This window comes from Streptomyces lateritius (genome assembly GCF_014649715.1).
Taxonomy (GTDB): domain Bacteria; phylum Actinomycetota; class Actinomycetes; order Streptomycetales; family Streptomycetaceae; genus Streptomyces; species Streptomyces lateritius.
This window is the reverse complement of the sequence record NZ_BMTO01000002.1, coordinates 342,336-361,329: the sequence shown is the minus strand read 5'-3', so window position 1 is coordinate 361,329 and position 18,994 is coordinate 342,336. Positions and strand designations below refer to the sequence as shown.

The 18,994-nt window shown below is 71.5% G+C and carries 16 protein-coding genes and 1 pseudogene; 9 read left to right on the top strand and 8 right to left on the bottom strand.

Going from position 1 to position 18,994, the window contains the following annotated elements:
- Window positions 1-204 precede the first annotated feature (204 nt).
- The 4 genes from IE136_RS04990 (at window position 205) to IE136_RS04975 (ending at window position 4,327) form a co-directional block, all read left to right on the top strand.
- On the top strand, window positions 205-2,031 hold the full coding sequence (locus tag IE136_RS04990) for an acyl-CoA dehydrogenase (protein ID WP_158988460.1): 1,827 nt from the start codon (window positions 205-207) through the stop codon (window positions 2,029-2,031).
- Window positions 2,032-2,309: 278 nt separating this feature from the next.
- Window positions 2,310-3,614, top strand: a complete 1,305-nt coding sequence (locus IE136_RS04985) for a M18 family aminopeptidase (protein WP_158988461.1) — start codon at window positions 2,310-2,312, stop codon at window positions 3,612-3,614.
- Window positions 3,615-3,687: 73 nt separating this feature from the next.
- The gene (locus IE136_RS04980; RefSeq protein ID WP_158988462.1) at window positions 3,688-3,915 is read left to right on the top strand and encodes a DUF6458 family protein; all 228 of its coding nucleotides are present in this window, start codon (window positions 3,688-3,690) and stop codon (window positions 3,913-3,915) included.
- Between the two features lie 67 nt (window positions 3,916-3,982).
- Window positions 3,983-4,327 carry a hypothetical protein gene (locus IE136_RS04975; RefSeq protein ID WP_158988463.1) on the top strand — a complete coding sequence of 115 codons (345 nt, stop codon included), beginning with the start codon at window positions 3,983-3,985 and terminating at the stop codon, window positions 4,325-4,327.
- A gap of 197 nt (window positions 4,328-4,524) precedes the next feature.
- On the opposite strand, the gene IE136_RS04970 is transcribed toward IE136_RS04975, so the two are convergent.
- On the bottom strand, window positions 4,525-6,333 hold the full coding sequence (locus IE136_RS04970) for an NHL domain-containing thioredoxin family protein (RefSeq protein WP_158988464.1): 1,809 nt from the start codon (window positions 6,331-6,333) through the stop codon (window positions 4,525-4,527).
- Between the two features lie 129 nt (window positions 6,334-6,462).
- Between IE136_RS04970 and IE136_RS04965 the strand changes: the two genes are divergently transcribed.
- On the top strand, window positions 6,463-6,954 hold the full coding sequence (locus IE136_RS04965) for an LURP-one-related/scramblase family protein (RefSeq protein WP_158988465.1): 492 nt from the start codon (window positions 6,463-6,465) through the stop codon (window positions 6,952-6,954).
- A gap of 41 nt (window positions 6,955-6,995) precedes the next feature.
- On the opposite strand, the gene IE136_RS04960 is transcribed toward IE136_RS04965, so the two are convergent.
- Window positions 6,996-8,228: a trans-sulfuration enzyme family protein gene (locus IE136_RS04960; protein WP_158988466.1), complete on the bottom strand. Its 1,233-nt coding sequence runs from the start codon at window positions 8,226-8,228 to the stop codon at window positions 6,996-6,998.
- Window positions 8,229-8,292: 64 nt separating this feature from the next.
- Between IE136_RS04960 and IE136_RS04955 the strand changes: the two genes are divergently transcribed.
- The gene (locus IE136_RS04955; protein ID WP_158988467.1) at window positions 8,293-9,804 is read left to right on the top strand and encodes an aminotransferase-like domain-containing protein; all 1,512 of its coding nucleotides are present in this window, start codon (window positions 8,293-8,295) and stop codon (window positions 9,802-9,804) included.
- A 47-nt stretch (window positions 9,805-9,851) separates the two neighbouring features.
- On the opposite strand, the gene IE136_RS04950 is transcribed toward IE136_RS04955, so the two are convergent.
- Window positions 9,852-10,652, bottom strand: coding sequence for a carbon-nitrogen family hydrolase (locus tag IE136_RS04950; protein ID WP_189599611.1), 801 nt, complete (start codon window positions 10,650-10,652; stop codon window positions 9,852-9,854).
- Between the two features lie 179 nt (window positions 10,653-10,831).
- Here IE136_RS04950 and IE136_RS04945 point away from each other — a divergent pair, with 179 nt between their 5' ends.
- On the top strand, window positions 10,832-11,659 hold the full coding sequence (locus IE136_RS04945; protein ID WP_158988469.1) for a maleylpyruvate isomerase family mycothiol-dependent enzyme: 828 nt from the start codon (window positions 10,832-10,834) through the stop codon (window positions 11,657-11,659).
- A 38-nt stretch (window positions 11,660-11,697) separates the two neighbouring features.
- Here the strand turns inward: IE136_RS04945 and IE136_RS04940 are convergent, their stop codons facing one another.
- The 5 genes from IE136_RS04940 to pdhA form a co-directional block, all read right to left on the bottom strand.
- Window positions 11,698-13,011, bottom strand: coding sequence for an MFS transporter (locus IE136_RS04940; RefSeq protein WP_158988470.1), 1,314 nt, complete (start codon window positions 13,009-13,011; stop codon window positions 11,698-11,700).
- Window positions 13,008-13,649 carry a GntR family transcriptional regulator gene (locus IE136_RS04935; RefSeq protein WP_158988471.1) on the bottom strand — a complete coding sequence of 214 codons (642 nt, stop codon included), beginning with the start codon at window positions 13,647-13,649 and terminating at the stop codon, window positions 13,008-13,010. The genes IE136_RS04940 and IE136_RS04935 overlap by 4 nt, the downstream gene beginning before the upstream one ends.
- A gap of 134 nt (window positions 13,650-13,783) precedes the next feature.
- On the bottom strand, window positions 13,784-15,187 hold the full coding sequence (locus IE136_RS04930) for a dihydrolipoamide acetyltransferase family protein (protein ID WP_189599754.1): 1,404 nt from the start codon (window positions 15,185-15,187) through the stop codon (window positions 13,784-13,786).
- A 31-nt stretch (window positions 15,188-15,218) separates the two neighbouring features.
- On the bottom strand, window positions 15,219-16,199 hold the full coding sequence (locus tag IE136_RS04925; RefSeq protein WP_158988472.1) for an alpha-ketoacid dehydrogenase subunit beta: 981 nt from the start codon (window positions 16,197-16,199) through the stop codon (window positions 15,219-15,221).
- 2 nt (window positions 16,200-16,201) lie between these two features.
- Complete coding sequence (gene pdhA, locus IE136_RS04920; RefSeq protein WP_158988473.1) at window positions 16,202-17,377, bottom strand: pyruvate dehydrogenase (acetyl-transferring) E1 component subunit alpha; 1,176 nt, start codon at window positions 17,375-17,377, stop codon at window positions 16,202-16,204.
- 334 nt (window positions 17,378-17,711) lie between these two features.
- Here pdhA and IE136_RS04915 point away from each other — a divergent pair, with 334 nt between their 5' ends.
- Both IE136_RS04915 and IE136_RS04910 read left to right on the top strand, forming a co-directional pair.
- A complete protein-coding gene (locus IE136_RS04915; protein ID WP_189599609.1) occupies window positions 17,712-18,371 on the top strand; it encodes a response regulator in 660 nt (219 codons plus the stop codon).
- A 403-nt stretch (window positions 18,372-18,774) separates the two neighbouring features.
- A pseudogene (locus tag IE136_RS04910) lies at window positions 18,775-18,994 on the top strand (aminoglycoside phosphotransferase); the annotation flags it as partial.

Genomic DNA, 18,994 nt, shown 5'->3' with positions numbered 1-18,994 from the left:
GCGGCGCCACTCCTTCCGCTCGAACGTGAGCGAGCCGCCCGCCCGCCTTGACCGCAAGGGTTGACGGCAGCGATTGACGTCACAGATGTCCCGCTAGGGGTTGCTTCTTATTACCGGTGGGTAGCATCATCGGAGAGAGCGTTAGCTACTTGCTGGTACGTGTACGAGGAACCCTGCCTCCCCGATCCTTACGGAGCCGTCGCCATGGGGCACTACAAGTCGAATCTCCGCGACATCGAGTTCAACCTCTTCGAGGTCCTCGGGCGCGACAAGGTGTACGGCACCGGTCCGTTCGAGGAGATGGACGTCGAGACCGCCAAGAGCGTCCTGGAGGAGATCCAGCGCCTGGCCGAGAACGAGCTCGCCGAGTCCTTCGCCGACGCCGACCGCAACCCCCCGGTCTTCGACCCCGAGACCAACACCGCCCCGGTCCCCGCGAGCTTCAAGAAGTCCTACCAGGCCTTCATGGACTCCGAGTACTGGCGCCTCGGCCTGCCCGAGGAGATCGGCGGCACCACCTCCCCGCGCTCCCTGATCTGGGCGTACGCCGAACTGCTGCTCGGCTCGAACCCGGCCGTGTGGATGTACTCCTCCGGCCCGGCGTTCGCCGGCGTCCTCTTCGAGGAGGGCAACGAGGCGCAGAAGAAGATCGCGCAGATCGCCGTCGAGAAGCAGTGGGGCTCCACCATGGTCCTCACCGAGCCCGACGCGGGCTCGGACGTCGGCGCCGGCCGCACGAAGGCCATCCAGCAGGAGGACGGCTCCTGGCACATCGAGGGCGTGAAGCGCTTCATCACGTCCGGTGAGCACGACATGTCGGAGAACATCCTCCACTACGTCCTCGCCCGCCCCGAGGGCGCCGGCCCCGGCACCAAGGGCCTCTCCCTCTTCCTCGTGCCGAAGTACCACTTCGACTGGGAGACCGGCGAGCTGGGCGAGCGCAACGGCGTCTACGCCACCAACGTCGAGCACAAGATGGGCCTCAAGGCCTCCAACACCTGCGAGATGACCTTCGGCGACCAGCACCCCGCCAAGGGCTGGCTGATCGGCGACAAGCACGACGGCATCCGCCAGATGTTCCTCATCATCGAGTTCGCCCGCATGATGGTCGGCACGAAGGCGATCTCCACCCTCTCGACGGGCTACCTCAACGCCCTCGAGTACGCCAAGGAGCGCGTCCAGGGCACCGACCTGGCGAACTTCATGGACAAGGCCGCCCCCAAGGTCACCATCACGCACCACCCGGACGTCCGCCGCTCGCTGATGACGCAGAAGGCGTACGCCGAGGGCATGCGCTCCCTCGTCCTCTACACGGCCTCCGTGCAGGACGCGATCCAGCTCAAGGAAGCGGCCGGCGAGGACGCGAAGGCCCTGCACGGCCTGAACGACCTGCTGCTCCCGATCGTGAAGGGCTACGGCTCCGAGAAGGGCTACGAGCAGCTCGCGCAGTCGCTCCAGACCTTCGGCGGCTCCGGCTTCCTGCAGGAGTACCCGATCGAGCAGTACATCCGGGACGCCAAGATCGACACCCTCTACGAGGGCACCACGGCCATCCAGGGCCAGGACTTCTTCTTCCGCAAGATCGTCCGCGACCAGGGCGCGTCCCTGAACGCGCTCGCCGAGGAGATCAAGAAGTTCCTCGCGGTCGGCACCGGCGGCGAGGAGCTGGCCGGCGCCCGCGACGCGCTCGCCAAGGCCGCCGTGGACCTGGAGGGCATCGTCGGCGCGATGCTCACCGACCTCACCGCCACCGGCGAGGACGTCAAGAACATCTACAAGGTCGGCCTCAACACCACCCGTCTGCTGATGGCCTCCGGCGACGTCGTCGTCGGCTACCTGCTGCTGAAGGGTGCGGCCGTCGCCGCCGAGAAGCTGCCGACCGCCTCCGCCAAGGACAAGGCGTTCTACGCCGGCAAGATCGCGGCCGCGAAGTTCTTCGCCGCCAACGTCCTGCCCGGCGTCTCCACCGAGCGCGCGCTGGCCGAGGCCGTCGACAACTCGCTGATGGACCTGGACGAGGCCGCGTTCTAGGACGCGCCTCCTCCACGAAGGAACGGCTCGTCCCCGGGGAGGGGGGCGGGCCGTTCCGGCTTTCCGCGGACCGGCCTTTCCGAGGCCCAGGACCGGCTTCCCCGAGGTGGCGGACCGGCTTCCCCGACGCTCAGGACCGGCTTCACCGAGGCCCAGGACCGGCTTCCCCCGGTCCCCCGGCCGGGCCTTTCCGGCGGGCGCCGTTCCCTCTCCCTGTCCCCCCGTTCCGTTTTCCGGGGTCGCCTCGACGGCTTTCGGACCCTGCGTAAGGTGAACGCATGACCAGCGCACCCTCCCGCCCGTCGCAGACGTTCGACCGCGGCCACACCGATGACCTCATGACCTTCCTGGCGGCCTCACCGTCGCCGTACCACGCCGTGGCGAACGCCGCCGAGCGCCTGGAGAAGGCCGGCTTCCAGCAGGTCGAGGAGACCGCGGCTTGGGACGGAACGTCCGGCGGGAAGTACGTGATCCGCGGCGGCGCGATCATCGCCTGGTACGTCCCGGAGGGCGCCGCCCCCCACACCCCGTACCGCATCGTCGGCGCCCACACCGACTCCCCCAACCTGCGCGTCAAGCCCCAGCCCGACATGGGCGCGCAGGGCTGGCGCCAGGTGGCCGTCGAGCTCTACGGCGGCACGCTGCTCAACACCTGGCTCGACCGCGACCTCGGGCTCGCCGGACGGATCACCCTGCGGGACGGCGTCAACCACCTGGTGAACATCGACCGGCCCGTCCTGCGCGTCCCGCAGCTCGCCATCCACCTCGACCGCCAGGTCAACGACGGCCTCAAGCTCGACCGGCAGCGCCACATGCAGCCGATCTGGGGCCTCGGGGACGTCCACGAGGGCGACCTGATCGCCTTCGTGGCCGAGGAAGCCGGCGTGGACGCCGAGGACGTGGCCGGCTGGGACCTGATGGTCCACGCCGTCGAAGCCCCCGCCTACCTCGGGCGCGACCGCGAACTCCTCGCCGGCCCCCGCATGGACAACCTGATCTCCGTGCACGCGGGCGTCGCCGCGCTCGCCGCCGTGTCGACCCGGCCGGACCTCGCGTACATCCCGGTCCTCGCCGCCTTCGACCACGAGGAGAACGGCTCCGAGTCCGACACCGGCGCCCAGGGCCCGCTGCTGGGCTCGGTCCTGGAGCGCTCGGTCTTCGCCCGCGGCGGCGCCTACGAGGACAAGGCCCGCGCCTTCGCCGGCACGGTCTGCCTCTCCTCCGACACCGGCCACGCCGTCCACCCCAACTACGCCGAACGCCACGACCCGACGCACCACCCGCGCGCCAACGGCGGCCCCATCCTCAAGGTGAACGTCAACCAGCGGTACGCCACCGACGGCAGCGGCCGGGCCCTGTTCGCCGCCGCCTGCGAGAAGGCCGGCGTGCCGTGGCAGACGTTCGTCTCCAGCAACGACATGCCCTGCGGCACGACGATCGGCCCGATCACCGCCGCCCGGCACGGCATCACGACCGTCGACATCGGCGTCGCGATCCTCTCCATGCACAGCGCCCGCGAACTCTGCGGCGCGGACGACCCGTTCCTCCTCGCGAACGCACTGGTCGCCTTCCTGGAGGGATAGCGGACAGGTGGCGGAGGGGTAGAAGCGCCCGGCCCGGGTACCCGATCCCGACTACCACTAGGAGGCGGGATCCATGGGCCTGGGAGGCTGCATCATCCTCATCGCCGTGGGCGCGATCCTCACGTTCGCCACGGACTGGGAGCTCGACGGCGTCAACCTCGACCTGGTGGGACTGATCATGATGGCGGTCGGTCTCATCGGTACGGCGACCTTCACCAGCATCGCGCGGCGCCGGCGGGCGGTCGTCCCACCGGTCGCCACCACGGTGGTCGAGGACGACCGCCGTGACCACGGCTACTGACACACACGACTGACGCCCGCGGCGGGCGAAACATCCGCGAAAGGCCCCTCCTGGCACCGTGCACCGCATGGTTCGTCAGGAGGGCCCATCGCGGGGGAAGTTCACCGTCTGCCTCACCGCCGCCGTGCTGTTCGGCACGGCGGCGGCGTGGGGCGTCGTCGCCACGTACCACGAACGCCCGCCCTGGGGCACGGACATCGCGTACGAGGGCGGTTATCTCCAGGCGGTCCGCATCCGGAAGTACGACCTGAGCGGCGAACGGACCCGAGCGCTGCTGGCCGGGGAGTGCGCCGCAATGGAGCGCCGGGGAATGGGCGGCGACCGCTCCGTGCACGACCCCGAGGCATGGGTGTCCGGCTGCCTGGACGGGGCGGCGGGCCACCCCTCCAGGAATCAGGGGGTCGTGCGTTGACGCTCTGCGCCTGACAGTCCCTCGGTCGTGTCCGGAACGTAGCGCCGTCTGCCCGCAGGGCAGGGCCCGCGGCGTCCGGTGCGTGCGATCGAGAAGGCGGAGGGCCGCCCTCGTACCGGGCGTACTCGGGTGATCCCGACAACGCGGCGGACGTGCGTGCCAGGCGTCGCGGGCCAGACGGGACGTCACGGACCCGCCTACGGGGTGTCCATGCCGGCGAGGATCAGCGGAAGCCGGTTCGCGCCGCCTTCCGTCACCTTCACCGGAACACCCCAGTCCTGCTGGTGGACATGGCAGGCCGGGTACTCGTTGGCCGGGTCGTCGTCGCAGGACGCCGCCATCGCCGACACGTGCAGTACGCCCTCGGGCACCGCCGGGTCCAGCTCCAGCTCCCGGAAGAGGTCCGTGCCCGTGCCCTCGCCCGCGCGCAACAGCTCGGGCGGGGTCGAGGAGACGAGCAGCCGGGTCGAGGGACCGTACCGCTCGTCCAGCTTCTGCCCCGTCGGGGCCTGGAAGACGACGTCGAGACGGAGGCGGCCGGGCGCCACCTCGGTGGCCTCGCGCCGCGTGCGGTGCGCCACCGACTCGACCTGGACGGCCTCCTCGGGCAGCCGCAGCCGGGTCAACCGGTGCCGGGCGGACTCGACGACGACGATGTCGTCCCCGGCCAGCACGGCGTCGCTGGGCTCGCGCAGATCGGTCGCGAGCGTGGTGACCTCGCCGGTGGCCGGGTCGAAGCGGCGCAGCGCGTGGTTGTACGTGTCCGAGATCGCGACCGAACCGTCGGGCAGCGCGGTCACGCCGAGCGGGTGCTGGAGGAGCGCCTGACCGGCGGCGCCGTCGCGGTGGCCGAAGTCGAAGAGACCGGTGCCGACGGCCGTGTGGACGACTCCCTCGGGGTCGATCCAGCGCAGGGCGCTCGTCTCGGAGTCGGCGATCCACAGCCGGTCCTCGGTGGCGGCGAGCCCGGACGGCTGCGCGAACCAGGCCTCGGCCGCGGCGCCGTCGAGCAGGCCCTCGTTGGTCGTGCCGGCCGCGACCTCCACGGTCCTCGTCTCCGGGTCGTACGTCCACAGCTGGTGGACGCCGGCCATCGCGATCCAGACCTTGCCCCGCCACCAGGCGACGTCCCACGGCGAGGAGAGGTCGACGTCGAGCGCGGGGCCGGAGGTCGGCGAGCCCTGCCACCACTGCTTCCCGGTGCCGGCGATCAGCTCGATCACGCCGGTGGCCGGGTCGAAGGTGCGCAGCGCGTGGTGGACGGTGTCGGCGACGACGACCTTCCCGTCGGGAAGCAGCGCGAGGCCCTGCGGCTCGCGGAAGTCCTTCTCACCGATACGGCGGACCACGGTCTCACCGTCCGGGGCCAGCTCGACGAGCTGGTGCCGGGTGGTGTCGGAGACGAGGTAGTTCCCCGAAGGCAGGAGGACCGCCTTGCCGGGGAAACGCAGATCGGTCGCGACCGGCTCCGGCGCCACATAGGGCCCGTCCCCGCGCCGCAGCGTCCCCTTGGCCTCGTGCTCGGCCTCCAGCTCCTCCACGAGGGTGCGGATCGCGTTGGCGTGCCCCTCACCCGCGTGCTGGGCGACGACATATCCCTCGGGATCGACGACGACGAGCGTGGGCCACGCCCGCACGGCGTACTGCTTCCAGGTCGCGAGCTCCGGGTCGTCGAGCACCGGGTGATGCACCTCGTACCGCTCGACGGCGTCGACGACCGCCTGGTGCTCGGCCTCGTGCACGAACTTGGGCGAGTGCACCCCGACGATCACGAGGGTGTCCCGGTGCTTCTCCTCGAGCTCGCGCAGCTCGTCGAGGACGTGCAGACAGTTGATGCAACAGAAGGTCCAAAAATCCAAGATCAATGTGCGACCTCGGAAGTCGGCGAGCTTCAGGTCCTTCCCGCCGGTGTTGATCCAGCCGCCCTTGCCGATCAGCTCGGGGGCACGGACACGGGCACGGCGGGGCGCGGGCGCGGGGGTGGGCGCCGGGGCAGCATCGTTCATCCTTCAAGCTTGCCATCCGCCCGTGAACGCGGGATCACTCCCGTGCGAAGCGCCTGACCCTTCACCCGCTGCTTCGCGGTGTCCGAGCGCCCGGCGTGAAGAACCGCATCCCGGGGAACGCGTATCCCCATGAAATATCTCGTACGGGACAAAATCTTCGCCGTCGGTGACGACTACTGGATCGAGGACGAGCACGGCCGCCACGCCTTCCTCGTCGACGGCAAGGCGCTGCGGCTGCGCGACACCCTGGAGCTGAAGGACCCCGCCGGGCAGGTCCTGGTCACCCTGCGCCAGAAGATGTTCAGCCTGCGGGACGCGATGACGATCGAGCGGGACGACCGCCCGCTCGCCACCATCCGCAGGAAGCGGCTCTCGCTGCTCCGCAACCACTTCCGCGTCACCCTGGCCGAGGGCACGGAGCTGGACGTCAGCGGCCGGATCCTGGACCGGGAGTTCACCGTCGAGTACGACGGCGAACTCCTCGCCCACATCTCGCGGCAGTGGTTCCACGTCCGTGACACCTACGCCGTGAACGTGGTCCGCGAGGACGCCGACGCGGCGCTGCTGATCGCCGTCGCGGTGTGCGTGATCCGGATGGCGGAGCGGGAACGGGAGGACTGACCCGCACCCGCCCCGCACCCGTGCCCCCGGCTCACGGGTGCTCAGGACACCTTCGCCGCCTGCTCCAGGGCCTGCTCCAGGTCGGCCCAGAGGTCCTCGACGTGCTCGATGCCGGTGGACATCCGTACCGTCCCCGGGCCGATGCCCGCCGCGTCGAGGGTCGCGGCGTCCAGCTGGCGGTGCGAGGTGGAGGCCGGGTGCATCACCAGGGTCTTCACATCGCCGAGCGAGGCCGTCAGGGAGGCCACGCGCACCGCCTCGATGAAGGTGCGGCCCGCCTCGCGCCCGCCCGCGAGGTCGAAGGAGACGACCCCGCCGCCGCCCCGCGGCAGCAGCCGCTCCGCGACGGCGTGGTCCGGGTGCCCGGCCAGAGCGGGGTGGCGGACGGCCGCCACCGCGGGGTGCGCGGCGAGCCGGCCGGCCAGGTCGAGGGCGCTCGCGCTCTGCCGCTCGATGCGCAGCGGCAGGGTTTGCAGGCCCCGCAGGGTCAGCCAGGCGGCGAACGGGTCGGTGATGGCGCCCTGCTCGACGGCGTAGTGGCGGATACGGCCGTACAGCTCGGCGTCCTTGAAGACGGCGATCCCGCCGAGCACGTCGGCGTGCCCGGCGAGGTACTTGGTCGCGGAGTGGACGACGACGTCCGCGCCGAACTCGATCGGCCGGCACAGCAGCGGCGAGGCGAAGGTGTTGTCCACGACGCTCGGGACGCCCGCCTCGGCGGCGACGGCGATCATGGCGGGCAGGTCGGCGACGCGGGTCGTCGGGTTGGCGATCGTCTCCAGGTAGAGCAGCCGCGTCTCGGGCCGCAGGGCGCGGCGCAGCTCCTCCGGATCCGTGCCCGAGACGTGGGTGACCTCGACGCCCCAGCGCTCGGCGAGGTCGGTCAGGACGGCGTACGTCCCGCCGTAGAGGCACCTCTGGGCGACGACGTGACTCCCCGAGGAGAGCAGGCCGAGCAGGACGCCGTTGATGGCGCCCATGCCGGAGGCGAAGGAGAGGGCCGCCGTTCCGCCCTCCAGGCGGGTGACGGCGTCCTCCAGGGCGCGGACGGTCGGGTTGCCGAGGCGGCTGTAGAGGAAGGTGTCGGGCGAGTGGAAGGCGTCCGCCATCGCGTCGGCGCTGTCGAAGGCGAAGACGTGCCCCTGGTGGAGGGGGACGCCGAGGGGCGTGCTGCCGGTGATCCGCACCTGGGGAGGGTGGACGGCGAGGGTCTCGGGCCGGAGCGCCGTGGTCGGAGGTGTCGCGGGCCGGAGTGCTGAGGTGTCGTCGCTCATGGAACCCAGTGAAGTGGGAACCCTCTTGCGGTCACAGGACCAATCGCGGGAGATTGGTCCGGCGATGGAGCCAATCTCTTTTCCCCTGGACGATCTGGACGACCTTGTGGCCCGTCTCGGCCGCTGGGCGGCCGGGCGCGGTCCGCTGTACCTCCTGCTCGCCGCCCGTTTCCGGCAGTTGATCGACGAGGGGCTGCTGCCTCCGGGCGCCGCGCTGCCGCCCGACCGGCGGCTCGCCGCCGCGCTCGCGGTGGGGCGGACGACGGTCGTGGCGGCGTACGACACCCTGCGCCAGGAGGGCCGGCTGGTGCGCCGGCAGGGCAGCGGGACGCGGGTGGCGTCGGCCGCGCTCCCGCCGGGCCCCCGGGTGCGGGAGACCTCCAACCCGCTCTTCCTGCACCTGCTGGAGGCGCCGGACGGCGTGATCCTGCTGAGCTGCGCCGCTCCGGTGGGTCCGCCGCCCCAACTGGCCCAGGCGTACCGGACGATGACCCTCCCCGATGGCGATCTCGGCTATCACCCGGCCGGGCTCCCGGAGCTGCGAACGGCGATCGCGGAGCGGTACGGGGTACGGGGCGTCCCGACCGGTCCGGAGCAGATCCTGGTGACCACGGGCGCCCAGCAGGCCCTCGCGTTGCTGACCCGGCTCCTGGTCGCGCCCGGCGACGGGGTCCTGGTCGAGTCGCCGACGTACCCGGGGGCGCTCGATCTCTTCCGGGAGGCGGCGGCGGTGCCGTGCCCGGTGACGGTGGGTCCGGACGGGATCGACGTGGCGGAGGCGGTCCGCGTGATGGACCGTCAGCGGCCCGCGCTCGCCTATGTGGTTCCCCGCTTCCAGAACCCGACCGGTGCCGTGCTTCCGCCGTTGCCCGGGCGGCGGCTCGTCGAGGCGGCGAACGCCCTCGGGGTGCCGCTCGTCGACGACGAGGTGCTCGCCGATCTCGCCTTCGTCACCGGTCCGGGCGAGGGGTTGCCCGAGCCGCCGCCGCTCTCGGCCTTCGGCGAGGTGATCGGGGTCGGCTCGCTCAGCAAGGTGGTGTGGGGCGGGCTGCGCATCGGCTGGGTGCGGGGGCCCGCGGCGCTGGTCGCCCGGCTGGCCCGGCTCAAGGCCATCCACGACCTGGGGTGCGACGTGCCCGCGCAGCTTGCGGCCACCCGGTTGCTGGGCGAGTACGGGACGATCGTGGCGGGGCGGGTGCGGACGCTGCGCTCCGGCCATGACCATCTCCGGGCGGAACTGGCGCGGCTGCTGCCGTCCTGGAGCTGCCCCGCGGCCTCGGGCGGCCAGACGCTGTGGGTCCGCCTTCCGTACGGCGACGGTGTCGCCTTCGCCCAGGTCGCGCTCCGTCATGGGGTGGCGGTGCTGCCGGGCGCCACGATGGACGCGCTCGGCGGCAGCACGCGGTGCCTGCGGCTGCACTTCCTGCTGCCGCCCGACGTGCTCTCGGAGGCGGTACGGCGGCTGGCGGCGGCCTGGCGGGAGTACGCCCCGACCCCGCACGCACCGGGGCCCGGCTCGGGGCCGGCACCGGAACCGACCCCGGCCCCGGCGGCGCTGAACGCGATCACCGTCTGAACGGGCGCCTCCCGAACGCCTGCGGAACGCCTTTGGAACGCCTGCGGTCAGCCGCGCTCCGGCCTCGCCACGCCCAGGACCCGGTCCTTCAGCGCCGGGAACTGGTCCCTCGTCGTGGTCACCTTCGCCGGGTCGAGGGTGACGCGCAGGACCTCCTCGTCCGGTCCCGCCTCCGCGAGGACCTCGCCCCACGGGTCCACCACGATCGAGTGGCCGGCCTGCTCCACGCCGGCGTGCGTCCCGGCGGTGCCGCAGGCCAGCACGTACGCCTGGTTCTCGACGGCCCTCGCCCGCGCCAGGAGCGTCCAGTGCGTCCGGCGGCGCTCGGGCCAGCCCGCCGGGACGACGAAGGCCTCCGCGCCCGCGTCCACCAGGCCCCGGAACAGTTCGGGGAAGCGGAGGTCGTAACAGGTGGCGACGCCGAGCGTCAGCTGCCCCGGCACCTCGACCGTCACCAGCTCCTCGCCCGCCGCCATCATCACGGCCTCGCCCTTGTCGAAGCCGAAGCGGTGGATCTTGCGGTAGCTCGCGGCGAGTTCGCCGCGCGGCGAGAAGACGAGGGAGGTGTTGTAGAGGGCGCCGCCCACCGCCTCGACGACCGACCCGGCGTGCAGCCAGACCTCCGCGTCCCGGGCGGCCGCGGCCATCGCCTCGTACGTGGGCCCCCGCAGCGGCTCGGACTCCGCGGCGAAGGACTCGTACGCGAACGCTCCCATCGGCCACAGCTCCGGCAGGACGACGAGGTCCGCGGCGCCGCGTTCCTCCCGTACCAGCTGCGCCACGCGCGTCCGGCGGGAATCGACCGGTTCGTCCGGGTCTACTGCGATCTGGATGAGCGAGGCGCGCACACTACCACCGTCCTGGCATTCGAGCCGTCAACACGGGCCTACGATCGTCACACGAAAGCACTGCCGGGGTGCCTTCGGGCAGCGTAACTTAGCGTCCGAGCCTCCCACGCCGTCGTGTCTTCAGCCCGCCTGTCCGCTCGATCGTCAGCCCGTGCACCGCAGAAACGCCGAGGGGTCCCGTGACCGTCCATCCCAGCCTTCAGACCTACGCCGACGCCTGGACCCACTCCATCGAGGCGATAGCCGAGCTGGTGCAGCCGCTCGTGGAAGGCGAATGGAACCGCGCCACACCGTGCCCGGGCTGGTCGGTGCGCGACATCGTGTCCCATGTGATCGGCATGGAGTGCGAGATGCTCGGCGACCCGCGCCCCATCCACTCCCTGCCCCGCGATCTCTACCACGTACGCAGTGACTTCGCCCGCTACATGGAGATGCAGGTCGATGTGCGGCGGCACCACACCGGCCCCGAGATGACCTCGGAGCTGGAGTACGTCCTGATCCGCCGGGCCCGGCAGCTGCGCAACGAGAACCGCAAGCCCGACCACCTGATCCGCGCCCCCCTCGGCGCCGAGCAGACCCTGGAACTGGCCTACCGGATGCGCGCCTTCGACGTCTGGGTCCACGAGCAGGACCTGCGCACCACGCTCCGGCAGCCGGGCAACCTGGACTCCCCCGGGGCGCTGGTCACGCGGGACGTGCTGCTCGAAGCGCTGCCGAAGGTGGTCGCCAAGGACGCGGGCGCGCCGAACGGTTCGGCGGTCGTCTTCGACGTGCACGGTCCGGTCGAGTTCCTGCGGACGGTGCGGGTGGACGCGGAGGGCCGTGGTTCGGTCGACGGGGCGCCCTCGCTGGGACCCGCGGCGACGCTGGCGATGGACTGGGAGACGTACGTCCGGCTGGCCTGCGGCCGGGTCCGGCCTGCCGATGTGGCCGACCGGGTCAAGACCGAGGGCGATCTGGACCTGGCGCAGGCGATCCTGGACAACTTCGCGGTCACGCCCCGGTAGAGACCCGGAAGAGCCCGGGTAGAGCACCGGCCCCCGGCTCACACCGGGACGTGCACGGCCTCCACCCGGCTCGCGACCAGCCGGTCCCGCTCGCGCTTCGCGGTGCGTGCCTTCAGGCGCAGGATCTGCACGATGCCCAGCGCCTCCAGGACGAAGACGGAGGAGAAGGCGATCCGGTAGTCGTCGCCGGTCGCGTCGAGGAGGACGCCGACCGCGAGCAGAGTCGTCATCGAGGCCACGAAACCGCCCATGTTGACGATTCCCGAGGCGGTTCCCTGACGCTCCGGCGGATTGGCCGGGCGGGCGAAGTCGAAGCCGATCATGGAGGCGGGGCCGCAGGCGCCGAGGACCGCGCAGAGTGTGATCAGCAGCCACACCGGCGCCCGGTCGCCGGGGTAGGCGAGGGTGGTTCCCCACAGGAGCGCGGTCGCCGCCACCGTGCCGAGGGCCAGCGGGGCACGCGCACCGTGGTGCCGGGCGATGATCTGCCCGTACGCGAGCCCCACCACCATGTTGGAGAGCACCACGAGCGTCAGCAGCTCACCGGCGACACCCCGGGAGAGGCCCTGGGCCTCTACCAGGAACGGCATTCCCCACAGGAGCAGGAAGACCATCGCGGGGAACTGGGTGGTGAAGTGGACCCACATGCCGAGCCGGGTGCCGGGCTCCCGCCAGGACTCGGCGATCTGCCGCCGCACGTACGCGGCGCCGGCGTGCGCCGCGGGGGCGGGCTCGTGCCCCTCGGGGTGGTCCTTCAGGAAGAGCAGCAGCAGGGCGAGCACCACGACACCGGCGACCGAGCTGCCGACGAAGGTCGCCGTCCAGCCCAGGCCGTGCAGCGCCCGCGCGACGAAAATGGTCGAGACGAGGTTGCCGGCCATGCCGAAGAGCGCGGCGACCTGGCCGATGAGGGGCCCGCGCCGGGCGGGGAACCAGCGGCTGCCGAGCCGCAGCACGCTGATGAAGGTCATCGCGTCGCCGCAGCCCAGCAGCGCGCGGGAGGCGAGCGCCGTGCCGTAGGAGGGGGAGAGCGCGAAGCCCAGCTGCCCGACGGTGAAGAGCACGACGCCGAGGGTCAGCACCTTCTTGGTGCCGAGCCGGTCGACCATGAGGCCGACGGGTATCTGCATGCCGGCGTAGACCAGCAGCTGGAGGATGGAGAAGGTGGAGAGTGCCGCGGCGTTGACGTCGAAGCGGTCGGCGGCGTCGAGGCCTGCGACGCCCAGCGACGTACGGAAGATGACGGCGACGAAGTAGACCGCGACGCCGACGCCCCAGACGAGGGCGGCGCGCCGGCCGCCGGGCGGGTCACCGGGCAGGACGGCGGCGGATCCGAACCCCCTTCCGCTCACCGTTCGTCACCCCTGACCAGGTCCTTGACCCAGCTGAGGTGGAGCCGGACGCAGGCGGCCGCGCCCTCGACGTCGCCCTCCCGGATCCGCTCCAGGATCTCGGCGTGTTCGGTGATGTTCTTGGCGATGCGGTCGGGCTGGGACTGCATCACGGCGACGCCCATCCGCAGCTGACGGTCGCGCAACTGGTCGTAGAGGCGGGCGAGGATCTGGTTTCCGGCGTGCTTGACGATCTCGGCGTGGAAGCAGCGGTCGGTGACGGCGACCTCGGCGAGGTCGCCGGCCTCGGCCCGGCGTTTCTGCTCCTCCAGGAGCTCTTCGAGCCGGGCGATCAGCGCGGGCGGCGCGGGTACGGCCCGGCGGACGGCGAACTCCTCGACGAGCAGCCGGGTCTCGACCACATCGGCGATCTCCTGCGCGGAGACGGCGAGGACGAGGGCGCCCTTCTTCGGGTAGAGCTTGAGCAGCCCTTCCATCTCCAGCTTGAGCAGTGCCTCCCGCACGGGCGTCCGGGACACCCCGACCGCCAGGGCGAGTTCACCCTCGGTGAGCAGCGTCCCGCCCTCGTACCGGCGGTCCAGGACCGCCTGCTTGACGTGCATGTAGACGCGGTCGGCGGCGGGGGGCGCGGGTGTCATGCGCACAGCTTAGATACAAGTGGGGTGCAACAGACACCCGTGTCCGCCATACGGACGCACTGCCGACGCGGCACCTACGGCGAGGGGCCCGGACACCCACGGGTGTCCGGGCCCCTCGCTTCGTTCTCGGGTCGTCACGCCCAGGTGATGAGGCGCTTCGGCTGCTCCAGGATCGCGGCGACGTCCGCCAGGAACTTGGAGCCCAGCTCGCCGTCGACCAGCCGGTGGTCGAAGGAGAGCGCAAGGGTCGTCACCTGACGCGGCTTCACCTTGCCCTTGTGGACCCACGGCTGGAGCTTGATCGCCCCGACGGCGAGGATCGCGGACTCGCCCGGGTTGAGGATGGGCGTACCGGTGTCGACGCCGAAGACGCCGACGTTGGTGATGGTGAGGGTTCCGCCCTGCATCGCCGCCGGGGTCGTCTTCCCGTCGCGCGCGGTGGCGACCAGCTCGCTCAGGGAGCGCGACAGCTCCGGCAGCGTCTGGGCGTGCGCGTCCTTGATGTTCGGCACGATCAGACCGCGCGGGGTGGCCGCGGCGATGCCCAGGTTGACGTAGTGCTTGACCACGATCTCCTGGTTCGCCTCGTCCCAGGCCGCGTTGATCTCCGGGTTGCGCCGGACGGCGACCAGGACGGCCTTGGCGATGAGGAGGAGCGGGTTCACCCGCAGGCCCGCCATGTCCTTGTCGGCCTTGAGCTCCTCGACCAGCTTCATCGTGCGCGTGATGTCGAAGGTGACGAACTCGGTGACGTGCGGCGCGGTGAAGGCCGAGCCGACCATCGCCGCGGCCGTGGCCTTGCGTACGCCCTTGATGGGCACACGCGTCTCGCGCGCCCCCTCCGTCGCCCCGCCCGACGCGGCGGCGGCAGGCGCGGGAGCCGGTACGGCCACGGGCTGGGGAGCCTCGACCGAGGGCGCCTGGGCCGGCGCGGGGGCCGGGGCGGCCGCCGCGTGGACGTCCTCGCGGGTGATGATCCCGTCCGGTCCGGTCGGGGTGACCGTCGCCAGGTCCACCCCGAGGTCCTTGGCGAGCTTGCGCACCGGCGGCTTGGCCAGCGGGCGTGCGCCCGCGGAACCGTGCCCGTTCAGCTGCTCCGGTACGGGGGCGGGCGCGACGGAGACGGGTGCGACGGCGGCCGGGACCTCGACCGTGGTCTTGCGGGCCCGCCGCTTGGTCGAGGTCGCGGCCACGCCGTAGCCGACCAGGACCGGCTGACGGCCCTGGGGCTCGGCCTCGGCCGGCTCCTCGGCGACAGGGGTGGCGGCCGGGGTCTCGACCGGGGCCTGCACCGGCGCGGCGGCCTCGGGCTCTCCACCGCCGACGTTCACGGAGATGATGACCTCGCCGACGTCGACCGTCGTGCCCTCGGGGAAGCGCAGTTCGTGGACCACGCCGTCGAAGGGGCACGGCAGCTCGACGGCGGCCTTGGCCGTCTCGACCTCGCAGACGACCTGCCCGTCGGTGACCGTGTCACCGGGCTGGACGTACCACTTGAGGATCTCGGCCTCGGTGAGGCCCTCGCCCACATCGGGCATCTTGAATTCGCGGATCGTCACGATGCTCTCCTCAGTACGCCAGCGAGCGGTCGACGGCGTCGAGCACGCGGTCCAGGCCCGGCAGGTACTCCTCCTCCAGGCGCGCCGGCGGATACGGCGCGTGGTAGCCGCCGACCCGCAGGACGGGGGCCTCCAGGTGGTAGAAGCAGCGCTCGGTGATCCGGGCGGCGATCTCCGCGCCCGAGCCGTAGAAGACCGGGGCCTCGTGGACCACGACCAGGCGGCGGGTCTTCTCGACCGAGGTCTGGATGGCGTCGAAGTCGATCGGGGACATCGAGCGCAGGTCCAGGACCTCCACCGACTTGCCCTCCTCCTGGGCGGCCGCGGCGGCCTCCAGGCAGACCTTCACCATCGGGCCGTAGGCGGCGAGCGTGAGGTCCGTGCCCTGACGGGTGACCCGCGCCTTGTGCAGCTCGCCGGGGATGGCCTCGGTGTCCACCTCGCCCTTGTCCCAGTAGCGGCGCTTGGGCTCGAAGAAGATGACCGGGTCGTCGCTCTGGATGGCCTGCTGGAGCATCCAGTACGCGTCGGAGGAGTTGGAGGGCGAGACGACCTTGAGGCCCGCGACGTGCGCGAAGAGCGCCTCGGGGGACTCGGAGTGGTGCTCGACCGCACCGATGCCGCCGCCGTACGGGATACGGACGACGACCGGCAGCTTGATCTTGCCGAGCGCGCGGGCGTGCATCTTGGCGAGCTGGGTGACGATCTGGTCGTACGCGGGGAAGACGAAGCCGTCGAACTGGATCTCCACGACGGGCCGGTAGCCGCGCAGGGCCAGGCCGATCGCGGTGCCGACGATGCCGGACTCGGCGAGCGGGGTGTCGATGACCCGGTCCTCGCCGAAGTCCTTCTGCAGCCCGTCGGTGACCCGGAAGACACCGCCGAGCTTTCCGACGTCCTCACCCATGATGAGGACCTTGGGGTCGGTCTCCAGGGCCTTGCGGAGCGACTCGTTGAGCGCCTTGGCGAGGGGAAGCTTCTGTACGGCCATGGTTACTTGCCCTCCTCGGCGCCGGAGTCGGCGAAGGACGCCTGGTAGGCGGCGAACTGCGCGCGCTCCTCGTCGACGAGCGCGTGCCCGTCGGCGTAGACATTCTCGAAGATCGCCATGTGGTCCGGGTCGGGCATGGCACGGACGGCCTCGCGGACGCGCTTGCCGAGCGTCTCGCTCTCCGTCTCCAGCTCCTCGAAGAAGGCGGCGTCGGCGTGGCCGGCCTTCTCCAGGTACGCCTTGAGCCGCAGGATCGGGTCCTTCGCCTCCCAGGCCTCGCGCTCCTCGTCGGCGCGGTACTTCGTCGGGTCGTCCGAGGTGGTGTGGGCGCCCATGCGGTACGTGAAGGCCTCGACCAGGGTCGGGCCCTCGCCGCGGCGGGCCCGCTCCAGCGCCGACCGGGTGACGGCCAGGCAGGCGAGGACGTCGTTGCCGTCGACGCGGACGCCGGGGAAGCCGTAACCCTGCGCGCGCTGGTAGAGCGGGACGCGGGTCTGCCGCTCGGTGGGCTCGGAGATCGCCCACTGGTTGTTCTGGCAGAAGAACACGACCGGGGCGTTGTAGACCGCGGAGAAGGTGAACGACTCGGCGACATCGCCCTGGCTGGACGCGCCGTCACCGAAGTACGCGATCACGGCCGAGTCCGCGCCGTCCTTGGCGACGCCCATGGCGTAGCCGGTGGCGTGCAGGGTCTGCGAGCCGATGACGATCGTGTACAGGTGGAAATTGTTGGTGTTGGGGTCCCAGCCACCGTGGTTCACACCACGGAACATGCCCAGCAGGTTGGTCGGGTCGACCCCGCGGCACCAGGCGACACCGTGCTCCCGATAGGTCGGGAAGACGTAGTCGTCGTCGCGCAGCGCGCGGCCGGAGCCGATCTGCGCGGCCTCCTGGCCGAGCAGAGACGCCCACAGACCCAGCTCGCCCTGGCGCTGCAGGGCGGTGGCCTCGGAGTCGAAGCGGCGGGTGAGGACCATGTCCCGGTAGAGGCCGCGCAGCTCGTCGGCGCTCAGGTCGATGTCGTAATCGGGGTGCTGGACGCGCTCCCCTTCGGGCGTCAGCAACTGAACGAGCTCGGGCTCGGCGCCCTGCCCCTTCTTGACGCTCGCGCTGGCGGTGCGCTTGGCGCCGCTGCTGCGTCGCGTCGTCTTGCGCGCGGCAGTGCTCTCCACGGTCACGTGCGTGCTCCTCCGTCGGTCCGGCCCCCGGGTTCGCCGGGTAGGCCAGTGCGGCTCGCCTTGTCCGTGCCCGCGCACGGGGTGGGTGCGACTCGGCCGGGGTCGGGCGTGACAGGTGCCCCGGCGAGCGCCCTGTCATAGGCACGTTACCCAGTACGCCGCATTCCTGCGAAACCCCATTTGACCTGCGATTTTGCTTGGATTTCCAAGTAAATCGAGAAATGCGGGAACACAGCTGGTCAGCGCGGTGCAACGGCCGTGGGGCCGCCGGAACACGGGCACGTTATCCCGGCACCCCCGGGCACGGGAAGAGCCAATATGTGAGACTGACCCCGTGCGCGTAGAGGGAAAAATCCGGGTATTTCTGCTGGACGACCACGAGGTCGTCCGGCGAGGCGTCCACGAGCTGCTCTCCGTGGAGGGCGACATCGAGGTCGTCGGCGAGGCCGGAACAGCGGCGGATGCCCTGGTCAGGATCCCTGCGACCCGTCCGGACGTGGCCGTGCTCGACGTCCGGCTGCCGGACGGAAGCGGGGTCGAGGTCTGCCGCGAGGTGCGGTCGCGGAACGACGACATCAAATGCCTGATGCTCACCTCGTACGCCGACGACGAGGCCCTTTTCGACGCGATCATGGCCGGGGCCTCCGGATATGTCCTCAAGGCCATCCGGGGCAACGAACTGCTGTCGGCGGTGCGGGGCGTCGCGGCCGGCAAGTCCCTGCTCGACCCGGTCGCCACCGCGCGCGTCCTCGAGCGGCTGCGCGACGGAAACAGCCCGAAGGGTGACGACCGGCTCGCCGGCCTGACGGAACAGGAGCGCAAGATCCTGGATCTGATCGGCGAGGGCCTGACCAACCGGGTCATCGGCGAGCGGCTCCACCTCGCGGAGAAGACCATCAAGAACTACGTCTCCAGTCTGCTGTCGAAGCTGGGCATGGAGCGGCGTTCGCAGGCGGCGGCGTACGTGGCCCGGATGCAGGCCGGGCGCCACTGACACCGGCCCCGTCCTGGCCGGCGGCATTCGGGGCCCACTTCCCCGCCGGGCGGGGGCCACAGGCCCTTCTGCGGCACGGCGGCGGCGGCCGAGAGTGGACGGCCATGTCCACCCGAGCCGAGGAGTGCAGCGCCGGCCGCGTGATCCGAGGCGGCCCACGCGACCGACGCCACCTGCGTTGCCCGCGCGATCGAGCCGCTGAACCGGGTGCCGCACGGGCGGGTGGCGGCGATCATGCGGACGATGCACTTCGTCGCGCCGGACGGCGATCCCTTCGCCCCGGTGTAGCCGCGCGTCGCACCGTGATGGGTGACCGTGCACGCGCTCGACCACGCCACCGAGCCCCCACCGCCCCTCCGGGGAGCGACATCTCCACCACGTAGCGTGATCTAACATATGGGGAGTGCCGCGCTCATCTGAAACGCTTGCTCCTCCCGTCGGCGCTCTCCTGCGCCGCTACCGGGACGCCGGGGAGCCGCTCTCCTGCGAACCCGTCACCCAGGGCCTCCTCAACCGCGGTTACCGCCTCGCCACCACCCGCGGCGCCTACTTCCTCAAGCAGCACCTGGACGCCCCGACCGCCGACCGGGACACCATCAGCCGCCAGCACCGCGCCACCCACC